The sequence below is a fragment of the Lactobacillus johnsonii genome, assembly GCF_014058685.1.
In the GTDB taxonomy this organism is placed as follows: Bacteria; Bacillota; Bacilli; order Lactobacillales; family Lactobacillaceae; genus Lactobacillus.
This window is the reverse complement of the sequence record NZ_CP059055.1, coordinates 1,036,502-1,055,491: the sequence shown is the minus strand read 5'-3', so window position 1 is coordinate 1,055,491 and position 18,990 is coordinate 1,036,502. Positions and strand designations below refer to the sequence as shown.

Below are 18,990 nucleotides of genomic sequence, written 5' to 3'. Positions count from 1 at the left end.
TAAACGTTGATATATCAGTGCTTTTACTTTCTAAAGAGTTATGTTTTAAATCAAATTAAGACTTGTTTACGAAACTCTTTTTATGCCGCATATGCGGATTTGTATAAATCTCTAGCGGCATTAATATCTTGCTCTTGAATAGAATAATAGGATCCTGCCGGATACATTACAGAAGCTATATTAGTATGTTGTAAGCCAATTGCATGACCTAATTCATCATTATTTGAAATATCAATAAAGACATTTGCTTTAGCATGGTTCCAAGTCTGGTTGCTGGAAGTCTCTTGATTTTGTCCTTCACTAAAATTAGAAGTTACTGGCTGATTTGGCTATTGGTTATCTGATTCCGAGGATAGCGTCTGATCAGAAGGTCGATCGGAAACTTTAGGTGGAACTATCTTTAATGGATTAAGATCGCTAGCATCTAAGGTTGATATTTTTTCCTTTAATGTACTAATTGAATCGTTAGTAGCCGTGCGAACAGTAGGATTATTCTTATAAGTATTAACACTTACAGAAACAAGACCTAATAGAAGAAAGAGCTTAATTGTTTTTCTGACACTTTTCATGTAACTGTTATCACCTCCATTCGACAACAAGTTCATTTGGGAGATGTGAATAATTAATGGTGAAATAGTTATATATTTTTAGTGAAAGTTAACTTTTTCTTAGTAAGTAGTAAAAAATACTATGCACTTAGCGTATGAGAATAAAGGTTACTCTTCTTAATTCATGTTCTACTTTTTTTATTTAAAGTTGCATCCAAGACAAGTTAAGGGAATTTATTACATTTTAAGACTACAATAGAAAGTGAAAAGATTTTTGAGAAGAGAAGGAAATTAAGATGTGTACATCAATTTTATATAGTCCAAAAGATAATTATTTTGGTAGAAATTTAGATTATGAAATTGCCTATGGTCAGAAAGTGGTAATTACTCCTAGAAATTATCAACTTAATTATCGTCATTTACCAACACAAGATACTCATTATGCAATGATCGGTGTTTCAGTAGTTGCCAATGACTATCCATTGTATTGTGATGCTATCAATGAAAAAGGATTAGGAATAGCCGGATTAAATTTCACTGGTCCTGGTAAATATTTTGCTGTAGATGAAAGCAAAAAGAATGTTACTTCTTTTGAACTGATCCCATATTTACTAAGCAGTTGTGAAACTATTGAAGATGTAAAGAAATTATTGTCTGAAACTAATATTACTGATGAAAGTTTCTCTAAAGATTTACCAGTTACTACTCTTCATTGGTTAATGGGTGATAAAAGTGGTAAGAGTATAGTTATTGAATCAACAGAAACTGGTTTACACGTTTATGACAACCCAGTTAATACTTTAACAAATAATCCTGTCTTTCCAGCTCAAGTTGAAACCTTGGCTAACTTTGCTTCGGTTTCTCCAGCTCAACCTAAAAATACACTTGTACCTAATGCAGATATTAATCTGTATAGTCGTGGATTAGGGACCCATCATTTACCAGGCGGAACAGATTCAAATTCTCGCTTTATTAAGGCATCTTTTGTATTAGCTCATTCACCAAAAGGTAATGATGAAGTTGAAAATGTAACTAATTTCTTCCATATTTTACATTCGGTTGAACAAGCAAAGGGTACCGATGAAGTTGAAGATAATGTATTTGAATTTACCATGTATTCAGACTGTATGAATTTGGATAAGGGAATTTTATATTTTACTACTTACGATAATAACCAAATTAATGCTGTGGATATGAATAATGAAAATTTGGATACTTCTGACTTGATTACCTATGAATTATTTAAGGATCAAGCCATTAAATTTGAAAATTAAAAGTTAGTTTAAAATAATTTAGTAGTAAATTTTGACAAAGTAAAACGGGTGAAGTTGATTGGCTCCACCCGTTTTAGTTTATTTATTATTTAGGTTAAAACGAATTTTATTTTAAAAAGTAAATAATTACAAAACAATACTGGACATGATTTGATCATTTCAGTTTTTTTATCCCCAATTTAATTCATCATATTTTGCTTGGATAAATTCCCTAAATAAAGGTAGGGTGAATCCTAATTTACCGCGAATGATTGTTTTGATTAAATTATATTTAATTAGCTTAGTACGATACATATTTACGTATTGCTTGCTTTTACCCATTTTTTCAATAATTGCACTAATATTATTATTTTTTGACATCTCGTAGAGAAATTGAAAATCAATTTCTGTTAATTCATGTGAGATGACATCATACGCTTGATTGAAAAGCGTATCTTTAAAAGCTAACTTAGTATAATTCCAGGATTCTTCAAAATTTTTACCAGTAGATAGCTCTTCATACATCAAATCGCCAATTAATTGAAAAGCATAAGCATAACCTTGTGTCATCTCGGCCATTTCTTCAGCTTGGTCACTTGTAATGTCAAATACTTTAATATACGCTTGAGCAATTGATAATTTTTGCAATTTATTAACGTGAAACCTATCAGCGCGTACTAAAAAAGTTAAATTATGCGAACTAGAAAGTTCCGCCACTTCCTTCAACAATCCAGTCATGATAACAGAAACTTGCAGTTCACTTAAGCTCCAATTATTAAATTCTTCAGCTAATTTTTGAATTGCTGGTGTATTAGAAACTTCATCAATACAAAATACGACTCGCATGTTAGCTTGTTTCAATAATTTTAAAATTTTAGTAATTTCAGTTTTATAGTAGATTTCATCATGTTTTTCATTTGCCTCAGCAAAATTTATAGAAACGAATGGTAAGTTAATTGAAACAGACGAAGACCACTTTTTTAATTTGTTAAGCATTGGGGCTAGCTTAATGTACATTATACGAAATAAATCTTCAGTATTATGAAGAGTTACTACGATTGTATCATCATATTTATTAAGTTCTTTGCCAACTTTGTTCATAAAAACTGTTTTACCTGAACCACGAACACCAGTAATAAAAAGTGAGTAAGTGGGATGTTTTTTGTAACGGTGTGCTCTTTTAGCATATTTGACAGCATCATTATTAAAATCAAGATATAGTTCAGGAATTCCACCGAATTCCGCATCAAATGGATTTTCACTGTACATTTTAAAACCTCATTATACTTCATTATACTTTGCGGCATGATTTTATACTTCATTATACTTCATTATACTTTGCGGCACAATTTTATACTTCATTATACTTTTTAGGTGATTCTAGAATTGTTTTGCATAAGTGCATTAATGTTGATAGGATTTTATCTTTTGCGACTGAAGTATATAAAGCACTAAAGCAAGCTTAGATATGAATGTAAAATAAAATGAGTAATAGTTTCTATATGAACTGTAGGAAAGCTATTGCTCATTTTATTTATATTTAGTTAAATCATGAGGGATAAGAAAGAGAGAAACTAAAAAGTTCTAGATTAATTTTAAAATTCATCTAAAATCATCTCTTGTTCAACGAATTTATCGAAGTAAGGTAACAAAAAGCTAACATAGCCATAACCATTCGGTTTAATAATTTGGTCATCAATTAATTTCCGGCGATAGACAGCAATGTAATTAGGTCCTTTTTCCATAAGATTACCAATAACCTGACTTTTAACCTTGTGTTGCTTAGATTTAACCATAGCTTGTACGAATTCTTTTTCACGTTCAGACATGTCACTATAAACTTTGAAGTAAACATTTCTATTTAATTCACTAATATAGATGTCTAAGATGTTGTTTATATCAGATATAGAAATCGTCTTATTGGAGGAATGAATGATAGCCCAATAATTGAAAAGCGTAAGCAAATCCTTGAGTTTGTTTAGTCATATATAAAAGAGTTTCAGTCGAAAATGTATAGCTAGCTTTACTAAAAATGTGCTGATAACTATTTTTTATACTTTCAATATCTAAAGGATTCAAAACGATTCGATTGGCACGCAATAAAAAGGTAAGAACATCATCATTTTGGATTTCTGAAACATTTTCTGGTAAACCTGCCATAAGTAAAGAAACATTAAGATTGTTTCGAATCATAATTTGATAACAACTAGCAAATTTTTTTAATAATGGTGTTAAATGTACTTCGTCAATGTTAATTAAAACATGAAACCCTTTTTTTGTTAGTTTCTCTAAGGCATCTTGGAATAATAATTGAAAATTAGATTCAGCCTGTTGATGGAAACTAGCACTCATATCTAGTCCAAAGAAGTTCATCTTTAGGTCGATATTTTTTATAATCTTCAAGTTAAGAAGATGTCGTTGTAATTGATTTATTAGGGAGATTAAGAGATCATCATCTAGAACTAAATTGATTACTAACCAATTTTTATCTTTACTTATTAAATTAGAAACTTCTGTCATCAATGTAGTTTTTCCCGAACCACGTTGCCCGTAAAGAAGGGATGTTTGAAAAGGCGATCCCACTCGGTTCAATTCAGTAACTATACGTTGAGTTAATGAATCACGATTTAAGAAAACACTGGGCATTTTTCCAAAACTAGGATTAAAAGGATTTTCCATTTAGTTACACCTCTTTTTATAACTTTTTATAACTTTTATTTAATTTTATAACTTTTTATAACATTTTTCCACTTTAGAAAGATCGGGTAAGGAGCAGTAAACAATAGCTATAAACTGTAATAGAGAAAACTCCACATAAATATGTGTTAAAAACGATAATTTAACAACTGAGTAAAAAGTTTCCTATAATATATAGATGTAAATTATAGAAATGATAAAGAAGGAAATAAAATGGCAGTCCCAAAAAAGATTGAAGTTCGTGATGGACGTGTTCATAACTTGAAGAATATTAATGTAGATATCCCACTTCATAAGTTTGTGGCTATTTCAGGACTTTCGGGGTCAGGAAAGTCATCCCTGGCAATGGGAATTTTATATGAAGAAGGGTCGCGGCGCTACTTGGACGCTCTATCTACCTATATGCGTCGACGAATTAAGCAAGGTGCGCAAGCGGATGTAACTAGTGTAAAACATATTCCATCTGCCTTAGCCTTGCGCCAAAGACCAAGTGTTCCTAATGAACGAGCGACTGTTGGAACAACTACTGAAACATATAATGTTTTACGGCTAATTTTTTCAAGATTAGGTTCACCGGTCTGTCCGAATGGACACCGAGTTGCCCCAAGTTTAGATATTGCAGAAGCAATGTCTAAGTCCGGAGATGAGATGGGGCAGGTTACTTGTCCAACTTGTGGTGTAAAGTTTCACGTTCCAAGTGCGGAAGATTTTTCTTTTAATTCTGATGGAGCTTGTGAGCGTTGCAGTGGAACTGGTAAGGTACGCCAATTAGACGAAAGTAAATTAATTACCGATCCCAATCTTTCGATTAGAAACGGTGCTGTAGCTTCTTGGAATTTACCAGGAAGGAACTTTATGCCAAATGTGGCTGAACATGCGGGCGTTAGAATTGACATTCCTTATAAGGATTTAACTGAGAAAGAGAAAGATTTTGTTTTAAATGGTCCTGAAAAGAAGTACCAGATGGATTTTTTGTCAGGAACCGGTCGAGTTTTTCATAATTTTAATGCTTTATATGAAAATGCGCATCAAGCCGTTTTAAAATCAGCTGAAAGTAGTAAAAGTGAACGAGCACAGAAACGTCTTGCAGAATTTTTTACTTATTCAACTTGTCCGGTTTGTCATGGAACGCGTCTTCGTCCAGAACTACTTAATCAGTTAGTTAATGGAAAAAATATTGATCAAGTTCAACATATGCAACTAGGCGATTTGCCTAAATGGAGTAAAGAAGTTCTCGTTAGTCTGCCAGAAAATATGCATCCCATGGCTAAAGCCCTACTCAATGAATTTATTAATAATTTGCAGCCATTACTGGATTTAGGATTAGATTATTTAACCATGGCACGAGCTGGGAATACCTTGTCTACTGGTGAATTACAAAGAATCCAACTTGCTAGAACTTTACGTACAGAAACTACCGGAGTTTTATACGTTTTAGATGAACCTTCAATTGGATTACATCCTGCTAATGTTGATGGATTAATTAAAGTATTGCGTAAATTAGTTGCACAAGGTAATTCCCTTGTGGTCGTTGATCATAATGTTGATATTATAAAAGCAGCTGATCAAATTATTGAAATCGGTCCTGGGTCTGGTGAAGCTGGAGGAGAAATTTTGGATCAAGGCACTCCTTTAGAAATTGAAAAAGATCCTCAATCTTTAATTGCACCTTATTTAGATGGCAAAGCCGATTTAATGGCTCGTAAAGTTAGTGATCAAGTTAATTCCGACCAAATTACTTTTGAAGTAGATCACTATTTTAATTTACATGATATTAAAGCAGGCATTCCTGTAAATCAAATTACTGCTGTAACTGGCTTTTCAGGAGCAGGTAAGACTAGTTTAATTTTAGATTCTATTGTTCCAGCAATTAAGGCCCAAGATAAGGGAGAGCCTTTACCAAAGCAAGTTAAAGAATTTAATTCTCCTGTGCACCATGTTGTAAGTGTGGATGCTTCTCCAATTGGAAAGAGTACGCGTTCAACAGTCGCAACTTATACTTCGATTATGGATAATTTGCGTAAGCTCTTTGCTCAGCAACCTTTAGCCAAAGAAAAGCATTATACTCCAAGTTACTTTTCTTATAATAATAAAGAAGGAGCTTGTCCAACTTGTGGTGGTACAGGAATCGTTACTTTAGATATTCAGTTTTTGCCTGATATGCAGCAAACCTGTCCTACTTGCCATGGAGATAGATATAATCAAAAAATTCAAAAAGTTAAATGGCATGATCTTTCGATTGTTGATGTTCTTAACCTGGATATAAACGAAGCTATTCCAATTTTTAAAGAGATTCCAAAAATTGAACGCGATCTACTTTTATTGAAAGAAGTAGGTCTTGATTATTTACACTTAGGAGAAAGTACACCAACTTTGTCTGGTGGGGAAGCGCAGAGATTAAAATTAGTAACACACTTAAGTCAGAGACAAGACGATACCTTATTTGTTTTTGATGAACCTACTATTGGTCTGCATCCCTTAGATGTAAAGGTATTAGTTCATGTAATGCAAAAACTTCTTGATCAAGGCGCAACTATAATTACTATTACGCATGATCTTAACTTAATCGTTAATACTGACTACATGCTTGATTTAGGGCCACGTGGTGGTGAAAATGGAGGAAAGTTAGTGGCTAAAGGTAGACCATTAGAATTAATTAAAGATCCGCACAGCCTGACCGTGAAGTATTTAGCAGATTATGTCGATCAGTTTAAATTAAATAAAATACGCAAATTGCAATAATAAATTGAACACTTTTAGTTAAGCTGCTTGATAGATTAGATCTAATTCTCTTTCAAAGATTTCATCTGGTGTATGATAGGCCAGTATCTTTCTTGGCAAAGAATTGCACCAGGTTTCAATATTAATGATGTCTTGTAAAGAATAGTTAGCTATTGCTTCTCCCTTAGGAATGAATCTGCGAATAAGACCATTGTGTCTTTCAACTGTTCCCTTATCACAAGAAGTGTAAGGATGGGCATAGTAAACCAGTGTATTGGATACTTTTTCTAGGTTGGAAAGATCTGCAAACTCTGAGCCATTATCAGTGGTAATGGTTTTAAAAATATCATTCCAATGTTCGCTGTATTGCCTTTGGAGTTCTTTAAAGGCCTGCATGACACTGACAGAAGTCTTGTCAGGAATACGAAGAATTAAAAACTCACGACTCATACGCTCAGATAAGGTTAGCAGTACCTCATCATCTTTGCTCTTATGTCCGAGAACTAAATCGCATTCCCAATGACCGAATTCATTACGTTTATTGATCTCTTTAGGACGTTCTTCAATGCTTCTGCCAAGTTTTTTCTTATTTTTGCGAATACGATGAAGCTTAGTATTGCGTTTAAGCTTCTCTGGCAAGTCGTAATTATAAATTCCTAATAAGCCTTGATCAACGTAATTATAAAGAGTTTTGGTGCAGACAACATCGCTGCTAGCGAATTCGCCAACAGCAGTAGCACGATTACTGCACACATCAAGCGACCAGCCATCTTTAAAAAAATGCTTGTGGACATAGCGCATGAATTGAGCTTTCCTGAGAAAGTCTGATTTGCGCCCACAATTTTTACGATGAGCTTTATATGCATCATGCCCTTGAGTAGCCTTATATTTTTTGACTTTACCATGATACAGTTTTACAGTGCCACGCTTAACCTCATAGCTGATAGTAGAAGGAGAACAGTTAAGTTCACGGGCAATTGCACGCAAAGAATAGCCATCTTTCAAACGCAATTGAATAATAACTCGCTCTTCAAATGATAAATGCTTGCCTTTAACGTGCTGGTTCATGGTAGAATGTAAAGAGTCCATTTTGACCTCCAATAGAAAGTTTTTGTGGTTATTAACATTCTATCAAACAGGTCCGAATGGACTTTTTATTTTTTATCAAGTGTTCAATTTAATTTTACAATCAGCGATTAAATAAAATAAATAGTTAATAAGAAGTAGCCAATCTAAGAATTGTAGTGACCCTCGAAATTCGGACACGAATTTCGGGGGGGTTCTTATGACCAAATTATCTAAAGAAGATAAAAAGTATTATATTGAAGCCTATATATTTTTCATCCTTGTTAATTAGTTAAAATTGTTAAATAATTTTGTATAATAAAGTGGCAATTCAGTAAAGTTTGAGAGGATGTAAGCATAGTATGGAAAAGTTAAAAGCAATTCAATTTAATTTTGAAAATTGTGAGTCTGAGCAAATTCCAATTGAGTATATTCCTTATTTTAATTTTAAAAATGTATATACTAACTTAAGCCATCGCTGGGGCCATGAAGAGGAAGATAGTGATATCCTTAAAACAGGCCTTGAATGTGATGGGTTTACTATGATTGCTGACTGGGATAAAGTAAATACCATTGAAACTTCGGAAGAATATAATTTAGCTGACCGGATAGCTAAATTCCATGATTTAGTTGATGTAGATTTGATTTTTAAATCTGGAAAAACTAAAAATATTTATATGCCATGGGAAGATGCGAACTATGGTGAATCTAACGCTTTAATGATTGTCCTAAAGTCTGATTCTAGTTCTTATGTTACTAATAGTAGGTTCAACAATAGTACATTTTTAGAAGTTTATATAGAGAAAAAGGCGTAGGCCAATATCTTTTTAGATATTAGGCATGCGCCTTTTTATTAGTCTTTGAATATGGTTAAAAATCTATTATTTTCGAATAAATTTTTGATCACTGCTTGGAATACCATTCTCGTCAGAAATATAACGTTCTACACGCATATGAAGATCATACTTTTTACGTAGGTCGGCTAATTCTTGCATCATTGGTGAAGCATGGTGAGCTTCAAGAGATTCTTGGTTTTTCCAGCTATCAATTAGAAGAATAGTTTCAGGATCATCTAATGGAATGAAATATTCATATTTTTCATTTCCTGGTTCTTTCCTAATACGGTCGGCTACACCGCTGCTTTCCATTTCTTCAGCGAATTTACGAGCGCTTCCATTTTTACCAGTGTAGTAAAGATTAACTGTTAATGACATATCTAATCCTCCTTAATTATTCGTAGTAGTTCTTTAACCATTTTATATTAAATTTTAATCAAGAAAAAAGTGTTTACCATCAAGACTTTAAAATCTGGTAAACACTTTTTCTATAAACTAATTTTGTTAATCTTAATGTAATTGTTTTAGTTCGTTTAATACTGCATCATAATTTGGCTCATGTGTAATTTCATCAACTAATTCACGGTATAGAATTTTACCATTAGGATCAAGGACCCAAACGGAACGAGCAAGAATGCCAGATTCTGGAATTAATAAGCCAGTTGCTTTACCAAATGACAAATTTTTATCAGACATCAATTGCATATTTTTAACATCTTCAGCAGCACACCAATTTTGTTGGTCTTCAACGATATTAGTGGAAATAGTCAAAAAGTTAATTTCTGGAAATTTATCCATTGTTTTATTAAAAGTTTTGGTTTGAATACTGCAAACAGGAGTATTAATATCTGGTACTACACTAATTAAACTAAATTTACCTAACAAATCAGACTTAGTGAATTCTTGATTGTTCTTATTTAGTACTGCAAAATTAGGCATTTCTTCACCAACTGCTGGCGGAGTACCTATTAATTTAACTTCTTTACCTTTAAAAGTGATTTTCATAAGTTATACCCTCTCTTTCTTCTTATTATCTTAAATATAGCAAATTATAGGAGGTATCTTAAATATTTAGCCTATGTAGTAAAATACCATACCTTAAATGCATAGATGTCTAGTAGAAATAACTATTTTTAATTTATAAAGGGTAGATATAAACTAATAGATGAGAGAAATAAAGAGTTTTACGGAGGAAAAAATAATGGCAAAAAATGAAGAAGAAGTAAAAAATAGTGTCTTTGGCTTTGGTAAATTTAACGAAGCATACGCAAAATACTTTCAAGGAAAGAGTTACCTCAATCCTTTAGCATCAAGTAAAGAGGCTAAAACTGGTGTAAGTAATGTAAGTTTTGAGCCTGGTTGTCGTAATGATTGGCACATGCACTCAATTCCTCAAATCCTAATTGCCGTTGCAGGTGAAGGTTGGTATCAAGAAGAAGGTAAACCAGCACAGAAGATGGTTCCCGGGGATGTTGTAATTGTTAACCCTAATACTAAATACTGGCATGGTGCTACCAAGGATTCATGGTTTGCTCATGTAGCAGTAATGGTCGGAGACGGTAAAACCACTTGGCTTGAGCCAGTTTCTGATGAAGAATATGACAAGTTAGGTTAAATTTATAAAGTTTCATAATTAATAAATTGATGTGTATAAAAAGTTAAGTGCTAATGGTAGTGCTTAACTTTTTTAGTAAACTTGATAATTTCTTTAAAGAATACTTGAAGTAAAATATTTCGATTTTTTTAAGAAAGTAAAGAAATTATAAAGACGGTTGAATAATAAAAAATAGTCGTTTAGGCTATAGTCGTCAATTAAATAAAGAAGCAAATAAACTGTTAGGTGAGACTCCTACGTAAATATATGCTGATGCCCAGGAACATCCAGAGATGCCAACGGGTCAAACAGGAACTGTCGAGTTAAGGCTTTTCCCAGTCAGCTAGTTGAAAAAACTTTACGTTACGTAGTGTTAAAACTGAACGACGAGTATTAAATCGCTATTATAAGACCAATGCAGTTTTTGCGTTGGTCTTTTTGTTTGTTTGCCGATTTTTTAGAGGGAGAGATTACTATGTTAAAATTCAACTCTAAAGATCGTGTAGTAACTGATGCGACTTTAGCTAAGCAAATTGCTGGAAAAGAAAAGAGTGAAGTATTAAAGCAATTAGATACGTCAATTAATGGGTTAAACCCTGCGCAAGCAAAAAAGCGTTTAGAGCGCGATGGGTTAAATGAAGTATCAAATAAAGAGTGTCATCCAAAATTGCATTTTTTATTTGATGCTTTCATGACTCCATTTACAGGAGTATTACTGTTTTTAGCTCTTTTATCTTTTTTGACTAACTATCTTTTTGTTCCTGCAGATCAAAAGGATCTCAGTACAGTCATTATTATGATTACAATGGTTTTAATTTCTGGAATAACTAGTTTTATCCAGAATGTTAAAACCAGTGACGCAGTTGATTCACTATTAAATATGGTATCTGTAACCACGAATATCAAACGAGATGGAAAAGATCAGGAATTGCCAACTAAAGATGTTGTAGTTGGTGATATTATCAATCTAACTGCTGGGGATCTGGTACCAGCAGATCTGTATTTATTAAAAAGTAAGGATCTCTTTTGTTCAGCAAGTTCATTAAATGGTGAATCTAGTCCTGTTGAAAAACTAGCAAATGAAAAGCCAAAGGAAAATGATAACTATTTAGATTATCCGAATATTTTATATGAGGGAACAAATATTGTTTCAGGCTCTGCAATGGGCGTTGTATTTGCTACAGGTGATGAGACAGTTTTTGGTAATTTAGCACGTACTCTTAGCAAGAATAAAAATAAAGAAACAACTTTTGATATTGGAATCAAAAATGTTTCAAAGATTTTATTGATTATGACCGCCGTAATTGCACCTCTTGTATTTTTAATTAATGGTTTAACCAAAGGGGATTGGCTTAATGCATTGATTTTTGCTATTGCTACAGCTGTGGGACTAACTCCAGAAATGCTTCCTGTAATTGTTACAAGCAATCTAGTTAAGGGATCAGTTGAAATGGCAAGGCACGAAACCATTGTTAAAAGAATGAATTCAATTCAAAACTTCGGATCTGCAGATATTCTTTGCACAGATAAAACTGGGACTTTAACTCAAGACAAAGTAGTTTTAGAACGTCACTATGATTTGAATTTAGAAGAAAAATCAAAAGTCTTAGAACTATCATACTTGAACAGTTACTATCAAACAGGGATGAAAGACTTAATTGATAAGGCAATCATTAATGCAGCTAAAGATGAATTAGATACAGAAGAAATTAACCAAAATTATCAAAAAATTGATGAGATTCCCTTTGACTTTAAAAGAAGACGAATGAGTGTCGTGGTAATGAATAAGAAGCATGAACACTTATTAGTAACAAAAGGAGCTGCTGAAGAAATGCTTGCTTGCTCTAATCGGTTGGAAATTAACGATAAAATTACCATGCTTGATCAAGAGCAGAGACAAGAAATTTTAAATAAGATCAATCAAATGAATCAAGATGGGTTACGGGTGGTATTGCTAGCCTATAAGAAAAATCCTGCTCCTGTTGGTGAATTCAGTGTTGATGATGAGAAAGAACTAATTTTAACTGGATTTTTAGCATTTTTAGATCCACCAAAGGATAGTGCTAAAGCTGCATTAACTGCTTTAAAGAGGGATGGAATTACTGTAAAAATCTTAACTGGAGATAATGAAGCTGTCACTAGAAATGTTGGCAAACAAGTTGGGTTAGATATTAATTGCGTGTATCAGGGAAAGGACTTAGAAAATAAAAGTTCAGCTGAATTGAAGAAAATGGTTGAAGAATGTGATATTTTTGTAAAACTATCCCCACAACAAAAGGCACAAATTATTCAATTATTAAGAGAAAATAACCATACTGTTGCTTATATGGGAGACGGAATTAATGATGCGCCGGCTATGAAAGCAGCCGATGTTGCTATTTCCGTTGATACAGCCGTAGACATTGCTAAAAAATCTGCTGATATAATTTTGTTACATAAAGACTTAATGATTTTAGAGAAAGCTGTTCAAATTGGTCGGCAAGTCTTTGGAAATACGATGAAATATATTAAAATTACACTTTCATCTAACTTTGGTAATATTTTATCAATTTTAGTAGCATCATCATTTCTTCCTTTTCTTCCAATGCTTCCAGTTCAACTTCTCATTTTAGATTTAATGTACGGTACCAGCTGTCTATCAATTCCATTCGATACAATGAACAAACATTATTTATCTGAACCAAGAAAGTGGAGTACTAAGAAGCTTCCTAAGTTTATGTTCTATTTTGGTCCTACATCTTCGATTTTTGACATCATAACTTTTGCATTACTGTTCTTTATAGTTTGTCCACAAATTATCGGAAGTAGCTATGCAGGAGCAACTGCTTCACAAAAATTACTTTTTTCAGCTGTCTTTTGTACTGGCTGGTTTATTGAATCGCTTTGGACCCAAGAAATGGTTATTCATGCACTTAGAGATCCAGGCCTCCCATTTATTAAACAGCATGCTACAGCAATTGTTACATGGGCAACGATTGGTATGGCTGCAATTGGGACTATGTTACCATTTATTATTCCTGTCGCAAAAGCAGTGAAATTTGGTCCAATTCCAGTATATTTTTTAGGAATTGTATTTATTTTATTGATTTTATACATTGCTTTAACGATGTTAGTAAAGAAATGGTATCTAAAATCAGAGAAATGTTTAATCTAATTGTTTTAATATTAAATCTATTTTTAAAGGAAGTATGATTTACTACATACTTCCTTTTGTTTTATTGTGGCATATTTTATAATTAGGTATCTAACAGTATACATTCTAACTATTAACAAAGGGGTTAAAAGATGACAGATAAAGTAGAAAAATATCAAGAAATGATGGATTTATTCCGTTTATACTTCAACTTTTCTAAAAGATTTTATGGGGAAGAAGTAAAATTTAGTCAACTTACTCCTCAGCAAGGACGAACTTTGATGTATATTCAAGAGCATCCCGGTATGATTCAAAGGGAACTAGCTGATAATTTTCATTTACGTAATGCCAGTGTAACTAATATGTTGAAAAATCTTGAACGTGATGGATATATTCAACGCAAGCAAGATGAAAAGTCTGCTCGAATTAAACGGATTTATATTACCCAGTTAGGAGAAAAACAAGTTATTGAGATGAAAAAAAGCTTTAACTTGATATTAAAAAAACTTTCTAGTCGAGTAGACGAAAAGCTATTAGATCAATTAATTCCACTCCTGAAGGAACTAAACCAACAAGTTCGAAATAATTAGTGACTTGACAGTTAGGTATCTACATGTTTTAATACTAAGCGTTAATTATTATTAGGTACCTAACTATTAAGGAGGAATGTATTAATGGATAGAGGAAGACCCCAGATTGAAAAAGGAAAACATAGTTTTAGTTTTCAAGATTTTTTTAAATTAATAAATCGAGTGCATCCCAAATATTGGCAATTAATTGTTGGTATTCTGGCTGGCTTAATTGCCATGGGAGCAAACTTAATTGTTCCTCAATTTGCACAAAGAATTATTAATAACTTTAAGCATTTAAATATAAACCTGGTAATTATTACTGGAATAGTATTTTTTGGTGGAGTAATTATTAGTGCCTTATCTGGTTATATTTTGGGAGTTTTTGGAGAGCATGTGGTTTCGAAACTTCGTGATAATCTCTGGGCTCGCTTACTTAAGATGCCAGTTAGTTATTTTGATAATACTTCGACAGGTGAAATTTCATCAAGACTAGTTAATGACACGTCACAAGTCAAGAATTTACTTGCTAATACCTTACCTAATGCAATTACTTCTTTATTACAATTCTTTGGTGCTGTCGTCATCATGTTTATGATGGATTGGCAGATGTCCTTAATCATGGTTCTTGCCGTTCCTTTGGTGATATTCGTTCTATTACCATTTATGAGATTGTCAGGAAAAATTGGCCGGGCACGTCAAGATGAACTGGCAAAATTTTCTAGTGAGTCAACTAATGTTTTAAGTGAAATCCGTTTGGTAAAATCAAGTAATTCAGAGAAGAAAGAGCTTGCTACTGGAACAAAAAGAATTGCTAAACTTTATGCAATTGGGGTAAAGGAATCCTGGATTAACTCCTTGATGCAGCCAATTTCTAATATGTTAATGATGATTTTAGTAATTGGTATTTTAACTTACGGTGCTATTCGTGTTATGCAAGGTACACTTACTATGGGTGCACTTATTTCCTTCTTAATGTATCTATTTCAATTGATGGGTCCAGTAATCATAATTAGTCAATTTTTCAATGAATTAGCTAAGACGTCAGGTTCAACTGAACGTATCGGCGAAATGCTTAATGAACCAATTGAAGTATCTGCCGATAATCAAAAGGTTGATATTGCTGGAAAAGAATTGAAGCTGCAGAATGTAAGTTTCTCATATGAAAAAGGAAAGCAAATTCTACATGATATCAATGTGTCGGCTAAGCCTAACACTGTTGTCGCCTTTGCTGGTCCATCAGGTGGTGGAAAATCAACAATTTTTTCACTAATAGAACGTTTCTATAAACCAACTTCGGGAAAGATAACTATTGGTGGTCAAAATATAGAAGAGATTGATTTAACTGATTGGCGTAAACAAATTGGACTTGTAGGTCAAAATTCATCAGTAATGCCCGGAACTATTCGTGAAAATCTGGTTTATGGCTTAGGAAGAAAAGTTAGTGACGATGAATTATGGCATGTTTTAAAGATGGCATATGCAGATAAATTTGTAAAAGAGGCAGAAGATGGCTTAGAAACACAGATTGGTGAACGAGGTGTTAAGCTGTCTGGTGGACAAAGACAGAGAATTGCAATTGCGAGGGCCTTTTTGCGTGATCCGAAAATCTTAATGCTTGATGAGGCTACTGCAAGTCTTGATTCAGAATCTGAAGCTATGGTACAAAAAGCCTTAGCAAGTCTGATGAAAAATAGAATGACTTTAGTAATTGCTCACCGTTTAAGTACAATTGTTGATGCAGATAAAATTTATTTCATTGATCATGGAACTGTTTCCGGCTCAGGTACTCATGATGAACTAGTAAAATCAACACCTCTTTATGCAGAATACGTTCATAATCAATTTAAAAAATAGTAGATAAAAATAGCGGCTTTTAAGTCGCTATTTTTTGTATAAATTAAAATAAGAGTTTTATTTATTCTTTTAGGATATGATTATCATATGGAAGTAAAATAATGAATTAACATAGAGGTAATTATGAAACATTTAACGTTAAATAACGGTGTTAAAATCCCAATTTTTGGCTTTGGAACTTACGAGATTAGCCCAGACCAAACAAAAGAAGCTGTTTTATCTGCTTTTAAAGATGGCTACCGTTTAATTGATACAGCACAATATTATCAAAATGAACAGCAGGTAGGAGAAGCAGTCCGCGCAAGTAATCTTAATCGGGATGAAGTTTTCATTACTACAAAGACCATGACTGATGGATATGAAGCGACTAAGCAGGGACTAGATGAATCTCTAAATAAAAGTGGCTTAGATTATTTTGATTTAGTCTTAATTCATTGGCCAATGGGCCACGATTTAGATACTTGGCGCGCTCTAGAAGAAGCATATAAAGCTGGTAAAACGCGAGCTATTGGTATCAGTAATTTTAATAGTCGACAAACTTTAGAATTAATTAATCATGCAGAAATTCGGCCCATGGTTGATCAGATTGAAACACATCTTTTATTACAACAATGGAAAATGCACGAATTTTTGAAAAAAGAAAATATTATTCATGAAAGCTATAGTCCGTTAGGTAACGGTCAACAAAATCTGATGACTAATCCAGTGTTACAAAAAATTGGTGAAAAATATGGTAAATCACCAATCCAAGTGATTTTACGGTATTTAGTCCAGAATGACATTGTAACTATTCCTCGCTCTACTAATCCAGCCCATATTAAAGCTAATATTGATATCTTTGATTTTGAGTTAGATAAAGAGGATCTTAAGCAGCTTCGTGCTTTAGATGAGCGCAAGCCAATTGATGGTTGGCCAGCAGAAATGCGAGAAGATGAGGATTATTAAGCTGAAAAACATAATATAAAAACATAAAAGAGTAATTGTAGTCTCATAGATGGTATGAGATAGACAATTACTCTTTTTTATTACTCACTTAATTATTGAGCGAGTCTCGTAATTTTTCTAAAAATAAGTTTCCTAAATTAGATAGCTTTCGATTCTTCTTCCAAATAACGATATTGGGATCAGTAATTTGGGGAGAAAGAGGGCGAGCAGTTAAGCCTTCTAGTTTCTTATCATATAAATTATTATAAGAAATTTGGACGCTATGACCTTCACCAGCTAAAAGAGACGCAGTATAAGCTAAATTGCTGTTTGCAACCGTTAAATCAGTTGGGGTAATCTTACAATCGGACAAAGTGTTTAAAATGATTTGAGTAGAGCTTGGGGTTATATAAATTTGTTTTGAACTAATAATTGTGATAATAATAGATAAAACTTAACACTTTACTATAAGTAAGAAGGTCGATTTTATGCCTATCAAAAAGCCACTAGCAGATTTGATCCGGCCAAAAAATTTATCGCAATTTGTAGGTCAAACTAAGCTAATTTCTGAAGGAAAGCTCCTTTATCAGATTATCAAAAATCATGTTCCAATTTCGCTCTTATTATGGGGACCGCCTGGAACAGGAAAAACAAGTCTAGCGCAAATTATTGCTCGAGAATATGATTATCCGCTAGCCACTTTTAATGCTTCGATTGATAATAAAGCAAAGCTGATGCAAATCATTAATACTTATCCTTATCAATCATTTGTTCTACTGATTGATGAAATTCATCGCATGACGACAACATTGCAGGATTATCTTTTGCCTTATTTAGAGAACGGACAAATTCTTTTAATTGGCGCAACTACTGAAAATCCTATTATGTCAATTGTTCCTGCTGTCCGCTCACGTTGTCAGATTTTTGAATTTGAGACTTTAGACGATAAGGATATTAGTGAGGTTTTAGTCCGAGCTCTAAAAGAAGTATTTCATTTAGATGAAAAACAAATAGATAAAGAAGCAATTAATATTATTGCTCGTTCAGCTGATGGAGATTTGCGTGTAGCATTAAATTTATTAGAAACTATTCATGCAGTTAATGGAGAAAAAATTTCAGCTAAAAATGTTAAGGAGTTTGTAAAAGGTCAACATTTTGCTTATGACAGAAAAGCAACTAAACATTATGATTATTTAGCAGCTTATTCCGATTCAATGGCTGGGTCCGATACTGATGCAGCCTTGTATTATCTTACCGTCTTACTTAAAAACGGAGATCTACCGTCAGTAGTACGGCGTTTGCGAGAAATTCCATACACATATGTTGGCTTAGCCAATCCAGAACAAGTAACGCAAATAGTAGTTGCAGCTAATCAGGCAGAAAAAATAGGGATGCCAAAGGCAAAATATCCTTTGATGTTTGCGACTATGTTAATGTGTTTGTCCCCTAAGTCAGGTGCTTTTGATGAAATTTGGGCAAAGCTAGATAAAGATACTATTCATCCTAATAAGCATCCCATGCCACGTGGATTACGAGATATGCATTATAAGCATTCAGAAGAAATAACAGGTGGTGGGTTGATAGATAATCCATTTACACAACCATTTCAAATTGCAAAACAAAATTACATGCCTAAGGGGCTTGAAGGTCAAAGATATTATTTTGCAAAAGATAATATTAATGAGAAAAAGCTCGAACAACAATATTTGAAACTTCATAAATATATTTATGGTAAGGAATATGGAGAGTAGGTCATTTTAATAATTATGCTAAAATGAAGGTGAAAGAGAAAA

Annotated in this window: 17 protein-coding genes, 1 pseudogene and 1 riboswitch; of the genes and pseudogenes, 9 read left to right on the top strand and 9 right to left on the bottom strand. The window is 33.0% G+C overall.

The window, feature by feature from the left end; all coding sequences use genetic code 11:
• Positions 1-80: 80 nt before the first annotated feature.
• Both H0I41_RS04925 and H0I41_RS04920 read right to left on the bottom strand, forming a co-directional pair.
• Positions 81-215: pseudogene (locus H0I41_RS04925) on the bottom strand (matrixin family metalloprotease); the annotation flags it as partial.
• A 114-nt stretch (positions 216-329) separates the two neighbouring features.
• A complete protein-coding gene (locus H0I41_RS04920) occupies positions 330-569 on the bottom strand; it encodes a hypothetical protein (RefSeq protein WP_086874873.1) in 240 nt (79 codons plus the stop codon).
• 275 nt (positions 570-844) lie between these two features.
• Between H0I41_RS04920 and bsh the strand changes: the two genes are divergently transcribed.
• Positions 845-1,822: a choloylglycine hydrolase gene (gene bsh, locus H0I41_RS04915; RefSeq protein ID WP_004897359.1), complete on the top strand. Its 978-nt coding sequence runs from the start codon at positions 845-847 to the stop codon at positions 1,820-1,822.
• A 168-nt stretch (positions 1,823-1,990) separates the two neighbouring features.
• Here the strand turns inward: bsh and H0I41_RS04910 are convergent, their stop codons facing one another.
• The 3 genes from H0I41_RS04910 to H0I41_RS04905 all read right to left on the bottom strand — a co-directional run bounded on the left by H0I41_RS04910 (position 1,991) and on the right by H0I41_RS04905 (position 4,480).
• Positions 1,991-3,070 carry an ATP-binding protein gene (locus H0I41_RS04910; RefSeq protein ID WP_135014468.1) on the bottom strand — a complete coding sequence of 360 codons (1,080 nt, stop codon included), beginning with the start codon at positions 3,068-3,070 and terminating at the stop codon, positions 1,991-1,993.
• Positions 3,071-3,396: 326 nt separating this feature from the next.
• Entirely contained in the window at positions 3,397-3,630 is a 234-nt protein-coding gene (locus H0I41_RS09395; RefSeq protein ID WP_228099748.1) for a hypothetical protein, read from the bottom strand.
• Between the two features lie 88 nt (positions 3,631-3,718).
• Complete coding sequence (locus tag H0I41_RS04905; RefSeq protein WP_228099747.1) at positions 3,719-4,480, bottom strand: ATP-binding protein; 762 nt, start codon at positions 4,478-4,480, stop codon at positions 3,719-3,721.
• Between the two features lie 231 nt (positions 4,481-4,711).
• On the opposite strand from H0I41_RS04905, the gene H0I41_RS04900 reads away from it, so the two are divergent.
• Positions 4,712-7,240, top strand: a complete 2,529-nt coding sequence (locus H0I41_RS04900; RefSeq protein ID WP_135014467.1) for an excinuclease ABC subunit UvrA — start codon at positions 4,712-4,714, stop codon at positions 7,238-7,240.
• An 18-nt stretch (positions 7,241-7,258) separates the two neighbouring features.
• Here H0I41_RS04900 and H0I41_RS04895 read toward each other — a convergent pair whose 3' ends face one another.
• The gene (locus H0I41_RS04895) at positions 7,259-8,308 is read right to left on the bottom strand and encodes an IS30-like element ISLjo1 family transposase (protein WP_011161461.1); all 1,050 of its coding nucleotides are present in this window, start codon (positions 8,306-8,308) and stop codon (positions 7,259-7,261) included.
• A gap of 338 nt (positions 8,309-8,646) precedes the next feature.
• Here H0I41_RS04895 and H0I41_RS04890 point away from each other — a divergent pair, with 338 nt between their 5' ends.
• Positions 8,647-9,099, top strand: a complete 453-nt coding sequence (locus tag H0I41_RS04890; RefSeq protein ID WP_135014264.1) for a hypothetical protein — start codon at positions 8,647-8,649, stop codon at positions 9,097-9,099.
• Between the two features lie 66 nt (positions 9,100-9,165).
• Here H0I41_RS04890 and H0I41_RS04885 read toward each other — a convergent pair whose 3' ends face one another.
• The gene (locus H0I41_RS04885) at positions 9,166-9,498 is read right to left on the bottom strand and encodes a putative quinol monooxygenase (RefSeq protein ID WP_135014263.1); all 333 of its coding nucleotides are present in this window, start codon (positions 9,496-9,498) and stop codon (positions 9,166-9,168) included.
• A 132-nt stretch (positions 9,499-9,630) separates the two neighbouring features.
• Positions 9,631-10,125: a thiol peroxidase gene (tpx, locus tag H0I41_RS04880; protein ID WP_135014262.1), complete on the bottom strand. Its 495-nt coding sequence runs from the start codon at positions 10,123-10,125 to the stop codon at positions 9,631-9,633.
• 196 nt (positions 10,126-10,321) lie between these two features.
• On the opposite strand from tpx, the gene H0I41_RS04875 reads away from it, so the two are divergent.
• The 5 genes from H0I41_RS04875 to H0I41_RS04855 all read left to right on the top strand — a co-directional run bounded on the left by H0I41_RS04875 (position 10,322) and on the right by H0I41_RS04855 (position 17,218).
• Positions 10,322-10,735, top strand: a complete 414-nt coding sequence (locus H0I41_RS04875) for a cupin domain-containing protein (protein ID WP_135014261.1) — start codon at positions 10,322-10,324, stop codon at positions 10,733-10,735.
• Between the two features lie 210 nt (positions 10,736-10,945).
• Positions 10,946-11,113, top strand: a riboswitch (M-box (ykoK) riboswitch).
• A gap of 76 nt (positions 11,114-11,189) precedes the next feature.
• Positions 11,190-13,868, top strand: coding sequence for a magnesium-translocating P-type ATPase (mgtA, locus tag H0I41_RS04870; RefSeq protein ID WP_135014260.1), 2,679 nt, complete (start codon positions 11,190-11,192; stop codon positions 13,866-13,868).
• Positions 13,869-13,999: 131 nt separating this feature from the next.
• Positions 14,000-14,437, top strand: coding sequence for a MarR family winged helix-turn-helix transcriptional regulator (locus H0I41_RS04865; protein WP_094497281.1), 438 nt, complete (start codon positions 14,000-14,002; stop codon positions 14,435-14,437).
• 84 nt (positions 14,438-14,521) lie between these two features.
• Positions 14,522-16,273 carry an ABC transporter ATP-binding protein gene (locus H0I41_RS04860; protein WP_135014259.1) on the top strand — a complete coding sequence of 584 codons (1,752 nt, stop codon included), beginning with the start codon at positions 14,522-14,524 and terminating at the stop codon, positions 16,271-16,273.
• 123 nt (positions 16,274-16,396) lie between these two features.
• Positions 16,397-17,218 (top strand): aldo/keto reductase, encoded by an 822-nt coding sequence (locus H0I41_RS04855; protein ID WP_135014258.1) that lies wholly within the window; start codon positions 16,397-16,399, stop codon positions 17,216-17,218.
• 88 nt (positions 17,219-17,306) lie between these two features.
• Here H0I41_RS04855 and H0I41_RS04850 read toward each other — a convergent pair whose 3' ends face one another.
• Positions 17,307-17,570, bottom strand: coding sequence for a transcriptional regulator (locus H0I41_RS04850; protein ID WP_086874879.1), 264 nt, complete (start codon positions 17,568-17,570; stop codon positions 17,307-17,309).
• Positions 17,571-17,685: 115 nt separating this feature from the next.
• Between H0I41_RS04850 and H0I41_RS04845 the strand changes: the two genes are divergently transcribed.
• Complete coding sequence (locus H0I41_RS04845; RefSeq protein WP_162222171.1) at positions 17,686-18,948, top strand: replication-associated recombination protein A; 1,263 nt, start codon at positions 17,686-17,688, stop codon at positions 18,946-18,948.
• Positions 18,949-18,990: the final 42 nt, after the last annotated feature.

Coding starts and splice junctions, on each gene's coding strand:
- H0I41_RS04860 (WP_135014259.1), top strand. CDS start 14,522: ATGGATAGAGGAAGACCCCAGATTGAAAAAGGAAAACATAGTTTTAGT.
- H0I41_RS04910 (WP_135014468.1), bottom strand. CDS start 3,070: ATGTACAGTGAAAATCCATTTGATGCGGAATTCGGTGGAATTCCTGAA.
- H0I41_RS04905 (WP_228099747.1), bottom strand. CDS start 4,480: ATGGAAAATCCTTTTAATCCTAGTTTTGGAAAAATGCCCAGTGTTTTC.
- bsh (WP_004897359.1), top strand. CDS start 845: ATGTGTACATCAATTTTATATAGTCCAAAAGATAATTATTTTGGTAGA.
- H0I41_RS04865 (WP_094497281.1), top strand. CDS start 14,000: ATGACAGATAAAGTAGAAAAATATCAAGAAATGATGGATTTATTCCGT.
- H0I41_RS04855 (WP_135014258.1), top strand. CDS start 16,397: ATGAAACATTTAACGTTAAATAACGGTGTTAAAATCCCAATTTTTGGC.
- H0I41_RS04895 (WP_011161461.1), bottom strand. CDS start 8,308: ATGGACTCTTTACATTCTACCATGAACCAGCACGTTAAAGGCAAGCAT.
- H0I41_RS04900 (WP_135014467.1), top strand. CDS start 4,712: ATGGCAGTCCCAAAAAAGATTGAAGTTCGTGATGGACGTGTTCATAAC.
- H0I41_RS04890 (WP_135014264.1), top strand. CDS start 8,647: ATGGAAAAGTTAAAAGCAATTCAATTTAATTTTGAAAATTGTGAGTCT.
- H0I41_RS04885 (WP_135014263.1), bottom strand. CDS start 9,498: ATGTCATTAACAGTTAATCTTTACTACACTGGTAAAAATGGAAGCGCT.
- H0I41_RS04845 (WP_162222171.1), top strand. CDS start 17,686: ATGCCTATCAAAAAGCCACTAGCAGATTTGATCCGGCCAAAAAATTTA.
- tpx (WP_135014262.1), bottom strand. CDS start 10,125: ATGAAAATCACTTTTAAAGGTAAAGAAGTTAAATTAATAGGTACTCCG.
- H0I41_RS09395 (WP_228099748.1), bottom strand. CDS start 3,630: ATGTCTGAACGTGAAAAAGAATTCGTACAAGCTATGGTTAAATCTAAG.
- H0I41_RS04875 (WP_135014261.1), top strand. CDS start 10,322: ATGGCAAAAAATGAAGAAGAAGTAAAAAATAGTGTCTTTGGCTTTGGT.
- mgtA (WP_135014260.1), top strand. CDS start 11,190: ATGTTAAAATTCAACTCTAAAGATCGTGTAGTAACTGATGCGACTTTA.
- H0I41_RS04920 (WP_086874873.1), bottom strand. CDS start 569: ATGAAAAGTGTCAGAAAAACAATTAAGCTCTTTCTTCTATTAGGTCTT.